The following is a 3,436-nucleotide window of genomic DNA, read 5'->3' on the forward strand; positions in this document are numbered from 1 at the left end:
AGTTCCAGAAGCGCACCCCCGAGGTGTGCACCCCGCGCGACCAGTGGCACGTCGAGCGCGACACCCCCTGGGGCCGCATGACCTACATCGACTACCGGCACCGCGTCGAGTTCGACGAGGGCGGCTACCGCGCCATCGACGAGCACTGCGCCAAGCGCGGCATCGACTGGTTCGCTTCGCCGTGGGACGTGGAGTCCGTCGCGTTCCTGGAGAAGTTCGGCGTGCCCTCCTACAAGGTGGCCTCCGCCTCGCTCACCGACGACGAGCTGCTGCGCGCGATGCGTGCCACCGGCCGTACGGTGATCCTCTCCACCGGCATGTCGACGCCGAAGCAGATCCGGCACGCCGTCGAGGTCCTCGGCAGCGACAACATCCTGATGTGCCACGCCACGTCGACGTACCCGGCGCAGGCCGAGGAGCTCAACCTCCGCGTCATCAACACCCTCCAGGGCGAGTACCCGAACGTCCCGATCGGCTACAGCGGCCACGAGACCGGCCTGCAGACCACGCTGGCCGCCGTCGCGCTCGGCGCCTGCTTCGTCGAGCGGCACATCACCCTCGACCGCGCCATGTGGGGCTCCGACCAGGCCGCCTCCGTCGAGCCGGGCGGCCTTCAGCGCCTGGTGCGCGACATCCGCACCATCGAGGAGTCGCTGGGTGACGGCGTGAAGAAGGTGTACGACAGCGAGCTGAAGCCGATGGAGAAGCTCCGCCGGGTCAAGGGCGTCGTCGCCGAGGCCGAGGAGTCGGACCAGGCCGGTTCCCGCGAGCCGGCAGCGGTCTGACGGAGCGTCAGCCTTGAGCCGACCTGACGGGCAGTGGCCCGTGCCGCGCGGCCGTCTCCGGGGAGTGTCCCGGAGGCGTGCCGGCGGCACGCTCGCCTTCGTCGAGAGCCCGGTACAGCTTCTCAACGTCCTGGAATGGGCCCACCAGGACGCGGTTTCGGCGGCCGGCCTCACCGTGGTCGTGCTGTCGCCGAACGACCCGATGACCCGCGGTCAGCTGCGCCGCGTCGCGGAACTGGCGCGGGACGAGGGCATAGCGGTGCGCTGGGAAGAGGCACGGGGCGGCGCGACCGAGCCGCTCAGGACCGTCGGCTCGCTCGCCGGCGAGCTGCGCCGCGCCCGCCGGGTCGTCATCGGCGACCCCTTCTCGCGGTACGTGCAGCTGCTGCTCACGCTCACCGCCGCGCGCCGCGTCGTGGTCGTCGACGACGGCACCGCCACCATGGAGTTCGTCTCCCAGCTCGCCCGCGGTGAACGCCTGGTGCGCTGGCACCGCAAGGGCTCGGGAGGGCCGCGGGCCGCCCTGTTCGCGCCCTTCGCCCGGCGCGCGCGTGCCCGTCTCACCCCCGGTACGGGCGGGGCCGGCACTCACCAGGGCGTAGAGAGCGGCGTCGAGATCTTCAGCTCGATGCCTGTCGACGCCTCCGTCGTGGAGCTGCGTCAGCTGGGCGTCACCGTCACCCCCAACGACTTCGCCTGGACCCGCGCCCGATTCGGCCCGCCCAGGCTGACCCGGGGCACCGATCTGGTCGGCACCTCCCTGGTGGAGACCGGCGTCGTCGACCTGGAGCGGTACCTGACGGCGGTCACGGAACTGGCCCGTACGTACGGAGCCACCCGCTACTTCGCGCACCGCCGCGAGAACAGCGACAAGCTGCAGCGCGTGACGGCGGCCACCGGCCTGGAGATCGTCCGGCCCGACCTGCCACTGGAACTGGTCGCGCGGCGCGGCCCCATCGCCCCCACGATCCTGAGCTTCCCCTCCACCGTCGTGCACACGCTCCCGCTCGCGCTCGCCGGCACTCCGGTCACGGTGGCGGTCTGCGATGTGGAACGGGCATGGCTCGCCGAGGGCGCCTCACCGCGCGCGGAGGGGTTCCTCTCCGGCGTCACGGGTAGCGCGCGCAACGTACGGCGGCTGGGAACGGCGGAGCCGGCCGGGCCGGCGAGCGCGTAGATATACCCATCGCCATTCGGACATAATCGCCCCCGTCGAGGATTTCTGATCGCCTGAGGGGCTGAACTTCGGGTGATCCGCTGTTTTCGGCCAGCCAGGTGCGCCTACCCTGCGGAATATGAACAGTCTCCTGTCCCCCGAGCCGGAGGTGGACCCGACCGGCGAGGCGGCCGTCGAAGCGGCCCTGCTCGGCGTGGTGCCGGAATTGCCCGGCCGGGTTCCCGCCGCGCTTCGCGAGGAGCTCGTCGCCTTCCGCCGCGACCTGCACATGCACCCCGAGCTGGGCAACCAGGAATTCCGCACCACCGCCGCGATCAAGGCCCGGCTGGAGCAGGCGGGGCTGCGTCCCCGCACCCTGCCGCTGGGCACCGGTCTGCTGTGCGACATCCACCCCGGGCTCACCGCCGACTGGGACGGTGTCCGCCCGCTGCTGGCGTTCCGTGCCGACATCGACGCGCTCCCGATCCCGGACACGAAGACGGTTCCGTATCGCTCCACGGTCCCCGAACGGGCCCACGCCTGCGGTCACGACGTGCACACCGCCGTCGTGCTCGGCACCGGGCTCGTCCTCGCCGAGCTCGCCCGTGCGGGCCGTCTGACCCGCTCCGTGCGGCTGGTCTTCCAGCCTGCCGAGGAGGTGCTGCCCGGCGGCGCCACCGACGCCATCGACGGCGGTGCGCTGGAGGGCGTCGGACGCATCATGGCCGTGCACTGCGACCCCCGTGTGGAGGCGGGCCGCATCGGGCTGCGCCCCGGAGCCATCACCTCCGCCTGTGATCGCATCGAGGTCACCCTCAACGGCTCGGGCGGTCACACCGCGAGACCGCACCTGACCACCGACCTGGTCACCGCTGCGGCCAAGCTGGTCACCGAGGTACCCGCCCTGCTCTCCCGCCGCGTCGACGCCCGCTCCGGCCTCGCGCTGACCTGGGGCCGGATCGAATCCGGGCACGCGTGCAACGTCATCCCGCAGCGGGCCGAGCTGTCCGGCACCCTGCGCTGCCTCGACCTGGAGACCTGGCGGGAAGCGCCCGATCTCGTGCACGCCGCCATCGACGAGACGGCCACCCTGCACCGGGCCAAGTCCGAGATCACGTACGTGCGCGGCGTACCGCCCGTCGTCAACGAGCCGGGCAGTACGGAGCTGTTGCGCGCGGCCATGACGGCACGGCTCGGCACGCCCGCCGTCGAAGAGACCGACCAGAGCCTGGGCGGCGAGGACTTCTCCTGGTACCTGGAGCAGGTGCCCGGCGCGATGGCACGGCTCGGCGTGCGCCCGCCCGGCGACCGCCACCTGCGCGATCTGCACCAGGGCCATTTCGACGCGGACGAGCGCGCGATCACGGTGGGCGTCGAACTCTTCACCGCGGCGGCCCTGCTGGACGCCCCGCTGGAGGTCTCGGGCGCCTAGGCCGTGTCCGGCCGATCAGACGAACGTGGTGGTAGCGGCCGTCTTCAGACCGCCGGACTCGCG

Annotated in this window: 3 protein-coding genes; all 3 read left to right on the forward strand. The window is 72.1% G+C overall.

Features of this window, described 5'->3' with window-relative positions:
- A partial coding sequence (locus tag ACRDP3_RS06275) for an N-acetylneuraminate synthase family protein (protein WP_431515819.1) occupies positions 1 to 785 on the forward strand: 785 nt, incomplete at its 5' end.
- A 13-nt stretch (positions 786 to 798) separates the two neighbouring features.
- Positions 799 to 1,962, forward strand: coding sequence for a hypothetical protein (locus ACRDP3_RS06280; RefSeq protein WP_431515820.1), 1,164 nt, complete (start codon positions 799 to 801; stop codon positions 1,960 to 1,962).
- A 118-nt stretch (positions 1,963 to 2,080) separates the two neighbouring features.
- Complete coding sequence (locus ACRDP3_RS06285; RefSeq protein WP_431515821.1) at positions 2,081 to 3,373, forward strand: amidohydrolase; 1,293 nt, start codon at positions 2,081 to 2,083, stop codon at positions 3,371 to 3,373.
- Positions 3,374 to 3,436 lie beyond the last annotated feature (63 nt).

The sequence above is a fragment of the Streptomyces sp. genome (assembly GCF_050698815.1).
GTDB lineage: Bacteria > Actinomycetota > Actinomycetes > Streptomycetales > Streptomycetaceae > Streptomyces.

Coding starts and splice junctions, on each gene's coding strand:
- ACRDP3_RS06285 (WP_431515821.1), top strand. CDS start 2,081: ATGAACAGTCTCCTGTCCCCCGAGCCGGAGGTGGACCCGACCGGCGAG.